Origin of the sequence: Thermoproteus sp. CP80 (assembly GCF_002077075.2) — an archaeon.
In the GTDB taxonomy this organism is placed as follows: domain Archaea; phylum Thermoproteota; class Thermoprotei; order Thermoproteales; family Thermoproteaceae; genus Thermoproteus.
In genome coordinates, this window is sequence record NZ_LCWM02000008.1 from 46,819 (window position 1) to 50,982 (window position 4,164).

The 4,164-nt window shown below is 61.4% G+C and carries 5 protein-coding genes and 1 pseudogene; 3 read left to right on the top strand and 3 right to left on the bottom strand.

All coding sequences use genetic code 11. The features are described from left to right. Positions 1–217 precede the first annotated feature (217 nt). Positions 218–667, top strand: a complete 450-nt coding sequence (locus B7L68_RS02825; RefSeq protein ID WP_081246174.1) for a hypothetical protein — start codon at positions 218–220, stop codon at positions 665–667. Positions 668–742: 75 nt separating this feature from the next. On the opposite strand, the gene B7L68_RS02830 is transcribed toward B7L68_RS02825, so the two are convergent. Both B7L68_RS02830 and B7L68_RS02835 read right to left on the bottom strand, forming a co-directional pair. Beyond that, positions 743–1,276 (bottom strand): NADH-quinone oxidoreductase subunit C, encoded by a 534-nt coding sequence (locus B7L68_RS02830; RefSeq protein ID WP_081246175.1) that lies wholly within the window; start codon positions 1,274–1,276, stop codon positions 743–745. A gap of 2 nt (positions 1,277–1,278) precedes the next feature. Further along, positions 1,279–1,845: an NADH-quinone oxidoreductase subunit NuoB gene (locus B7L68_RS02835; RefSeq protein ID WP_193432462.1), complete on the bottom strand. Its 567-nt coding sequence runs from the start codon at positions 1,843–1,845 to the stop codon at positions 1,279–1,281. Between the two features lie 215 nt (positions 1,846–2,060). Here B7L68_RS02835 and B7L68_RS09015 point away from each other — a divergent pair. Further along, positions 2,061–2,636 (top strand): annotated as a pseudogene (locus B7L68_RS09015) (MFS transporter); the annotation flags it as partial. 157 nt (positions 2,637–2,793) lie between these two features. Then, positions 2,794–3,057, top strand: coding sequence for an MFS transporter (locus tag B7L68_RS09020; RefSeq protein ID WP_255408296.1), 264 nt, complete (start codon positions 2,794–2,796; stop codon positions 3,055–3,057). A gap of 3 nt (positions 3,058–3,060) precedes the next feature. Here the strand turns inward: B7L68_RS09020 and B7L68_RS02845 are convergent. Next, on the bottom strand, positions 3,061–4,164 hold a 1,104-nt coding region (locus B7L68_RS02845), incomplete at its 5' end, for a glycosyltransferase family 39 protein (RefSeq protein WP_081246177.1).

Here is a 4,164-nt window from a genome sequence, read left to right on the forward strand (position 1 = left end):
AGCCTATTCTCCTCGGCGAGCTTCCTCCAGCAGTCGGGACACAGCAGTACCGACCCCACGCCCTTGATGTAGCCCTCCAGCAACGCCGTGTCGGACCTCCCGCACATATGGCACCTATACATCGCTTTCCTCAACCTGCAATCTAATAAATAAGTCCTTGGATGCAATCTTTGCACATTAAGCAGAAACGATATTAAACGGCGAGAACGACGCCAATGTGGAGAAGAGGTATAGGTTCTTGGACTACTACGCAGTAGCCGCCTCTCTCGGCGTATTGATATCGTTGTTCTCGTTCCTGTCCAGCGAACCCAGGCCCATATACGCCGCGCTCGCGGCCGCTCTGGCCGCTACGGCCATCGTTGCGCTCTTTGAATGGACGTGCGGGTACGTCAAGATCTTCGTGGTAGACGACGAAGAGGTGGTGGCTGTTTGTCTCGGCCGTCGCCGTCGCGTGGCGTCCAGAGCAGAGGTACAGCGCCTTCTGCTGGAGAAATTCCCCCTGTACTCCCGCCTGTCATTTATAGGCCGCGGGAAGGCCGGCCACGTAGAGGCTCCGGGCTACGTGGCTGAGAAGTTGGCCAGAGACGTATCGGCGTGGTGGGATGTCGACGTCGACGAGGCGTTGAGGCCGATCCCGTTCCTCCCGCCGCTGGAGTCCAGACCGTAGCCCTCCGCCGCTCCCATCGAGCCCTTTCCATCGCGGGCTTAAGACCATAAGCCCCTGTGCGCAGTTGAGGGGCGACTAGCCGAAGAGGCCCCAATCGGGCACCTTGAAGTCCTTCCTCAACGGGTAGAGGGGCTTCCCCGTCTTCTCGTCTATGCAGCAGTCTGGATCCAGCAGGAAGCGTTTGCCCATGTGGGGATTTCCGTCGAACCATATGCCGAACATCTCGTGGCATTCCCTCTCGTCGTAGTCGGCCGACGGGAATATGTCGGCGATAGAGGCTACGCGGGGATCGTCGCGCGGTATCTCGGCCCTCACGTTTAGGAGAATGCCCTTCAACTCCGGCGTCAAGTAGGACGCGAACGTGTAGAGCATCACGAACTTCTTCTCCTCCATGTAGTCCATGGCGCTCACCGAGAGGGCTTGGTCGAAGCCTAGGGCCTTGAGCCTCTGGGCGACCTCCCTTATGCTTCCGGCGGGGACCATCACGCAGAGGAGGCCGTCCGGGGAGACGCCGTGGGAAAGCACAAGATCGCCGAGCGCCTCCTTGATCTTCGGCAGAAGCGGATGGTCGGCGGCGGGAGGGCACTTGGGCGGCAGCTTCGCCGACATGGCTACGCCGTCTGGGGCGCCACTGGAGCGGCGGCCGGCTTAGCCGGAGCGGCGGGCTTCGCGGCGGGCTTGGCGGCCGGCTTGGGCTGCGGCAGATAGGGCGTCAAGTCGACCTTGACGGGCTTGACCTCGGGGCCCGGCTTGCCCAATATCTTGTTGCCCACCATGAAGAACGCCCTGATGACGGCCTCGGGCGTCGGCGGGCATCCAGGTATGTAGGCATCGACGGGAACCACGGTATCCACCTGCACCACGTGGTAGGAGTTCCAGAAGAGGCCTCCCCTCACGGCGCAGGCCCCCATGGCTATGACGAACTTGGGCTCGGGCATCTGCTCGTAGACCCACTTGAGGACCTTGGCCATCTTCCTGGTTATGGTCCCCTCGACGAGTACGACGTTGGTCTGCCGCATGGTGTTGAAGGGCAACACGCCCCACCTTTCGGCGTCAAAGACAGGCGCGGATGTGTGGGCGACCTCCACGCCGCAACAGCTCGTCACCAGGTGGACCGGCCACATGGACCACTTGATGCCCCACTTGATGACCCTGTCGAGCTTGGCCTGCCTCAGCATGTATTCCTTGAGTCCCTGCACGACCGACACAACGCATTCCGAGCTCCTCTATAAATATATTTCCCTCTTAACGCTATTAACGTTTTTAAATTCTTTCTTATTTCTATAATTTTCATGATTCGTAATAAATAAAATATATTTCTATTAAATATATAAATATTATTTTTTCTTCAATTAGGACCTTCCTGGGCTTCGGCATCGGCGGCGACTACCCCATATCGGCCACCATAATGTCGGAGTACTCCAACGTCAGGGATAGGGGGAAGCTCGTGGCGCTGGTCTTCGCGAACCAGGGGCTGGGCATATTGGCCTCCGTCGGCGTCGCGCTGGCCAGCGTCGCGTGGCTGCCGCCCGACGTGGCTTGGAGGGTCATGCTCGGCGTCGGCGCCATACCTGCGGCCTCCGTTATATATTTCAGGAGGAAGATGCCGGAGACCCCCCGCTTCGCCCTTCTGGTCAAGGGCGACGTCGAGGAGGCGAAAAGGGCGGCCGGCCTCTTCGGCGCCGACATAACCGCTCCGGCCAAGGTGGAGGGCCTCAGCCTGCACGACTTCCTCTCGAACAACTGGAAGATACTCATAGGCACCACGGTGCCTTGGTTCCTCATGGACATAGCCCTCTACGGAACAGGCGTCTACTCCGGCGCGGTCGTGTCGTCCATAATGGGCCAGGCCAAGTCGATATTCCAGCAAATCCTCTACCAAGGGCTTCCGTTCATGGTGGGCTTCCCCGGATATTTCGTCGCCGCGTTTCTCCTCGATAGGCTCGGCAGAAAGCCCATCCAGAACTTGGGGTTCGCCGCCATGGCCGTCATATATCTAGCCGTCTCGGCGGTGGTCCTGCAGGCCGGCAAGTCCGTGGAGCTCCTGATCCCCGGCCGCCGCAGCCCTGTCGGTATACTCGCTCAGCTACTTCTTCATAAACTTCGGCCCCAACACCACGACCTTCGTGGTGCCCGCCGAGGTCTACCCCACCCGCTACAGGACGACCGGCCACGGCATATCGGCCGCCGCCGGCAAGCTCGGCGCGGCCATATCCACCCTGTTCTTCCCGACGCTCCTATCGGCCATAGGGGTATCCCACCTCCTGCAGCTGCTGGCGTTGGTCAGCGTATTGGGCATACCTTTCACGGCGCTTATGCTCCCCGAGCCCAAGTTGGCCAGCCTGGAGGCGATAAGCGGCGAACATAAATACATAAGGCCTCTGGGCTGAACGCTATCCGCTTTTCGTCGCATCCCTGCCCCGACTGGCCTTTCGGCGGGCCCTCCGGCTGCGCTCGTCCCAGGCGACGAGGGCCGCGACCGTCGCGGACCCCACGAATACGTCCACCATGGGGCTGAAGTCGGCCACGTAGAAGCTGAACAGCGTCGTGTTGCCCATGGCGTAGACCGCGGCAAGCGCCGCCCAGATCGACCAGGGGAACAGCGCGGCCATTTCCAGCTTTCTGTCCCTCAACAGAAACGCCACGGGCGTCAGCGCCGCCCACAGAATCATGACGGCGACGTTGACCCTTGCGTATAGGCCGTTGCCCAGGTAGAACGGGTTTATGTTGAGGAACCAGCCCCAGGGGGTGGATATCTGGCTTTCGGCGTTGCCCGCTATGTGGCCCGACGTCACGTCCCAGCTCGCCATGTGGATAAAGCTGTCCTTCAGCCAGGCGGCGGGGCCGCCTAGGTGGGCCATGAGCGGGGCGGACAGGGCGAGGTAGACGGCGGCCGGTATGAACACGGCGTAGGTCAGCCTCCTGAGGGGCCTCCCCTCGAGATCGCCTATGTAGTACAGATAGGGTAGGAGGAGGGGGAACGTGGTCTCCTTGGCGGCGAAGGCTAGGCCCAACGCCACGGACGAGGCGAGCCTCCGCCCCGACGCCAACAGGTACAGGGAGAGCAGGGCGAAGAAGCCCGCGTAGGCGTCCAGCATAGCTATGCCGTGCAGAGCCCAGAAGTTGGGGTCGAAGATCAACGCGGCGGCGGATATAGCTCCCGCGAGGACCGCGGCGGCCTCGCCCCTGTCCCTCAAGAGCTCGTATCCCGCCAGATACGCGAGGACGACGGCGGCTCCTCCGACTATCCAGCCGGGCAGCCGCCAGGCGAAGGGGCTGTAGCCCAGCGCCGCTATGGACAAGGCCAGGATGTACTTGACGAGGGGCGGATGCTCTAGGTTCAGGTACGTCGAGATGCCGCTCGCGTTGGGGTATGGGTAGGACAGGGTCTCGTTGTAGCCGAGGACCTGCGTGAGTATGTTGTAGGCGGCCGGGGCGTACCAGGTCTCGTCCGAGACGTAGCCCTGAAGGCCGGCGAACTGCGTATAGGTATAGTA

What these genes read in the sequence shown, in the direction of transcription:
- B7L68_RS02835 (WP_193432462.1), bottom strand. Translation starts at nt 1,845, where the DNA reads ATGCTGAGGCAGGCCAAGCTCGACAGGGTCATCAAGTGGGGCATCAAG.
- B7L68_RS02830 (WP_081246175.1), bottom strand. Translation starts at nt 1,276, where the DNA reads ATGTCGGCGAAGCTGCCGCCCAAGTGCCCTCCCGCCGCCGACCATCCG.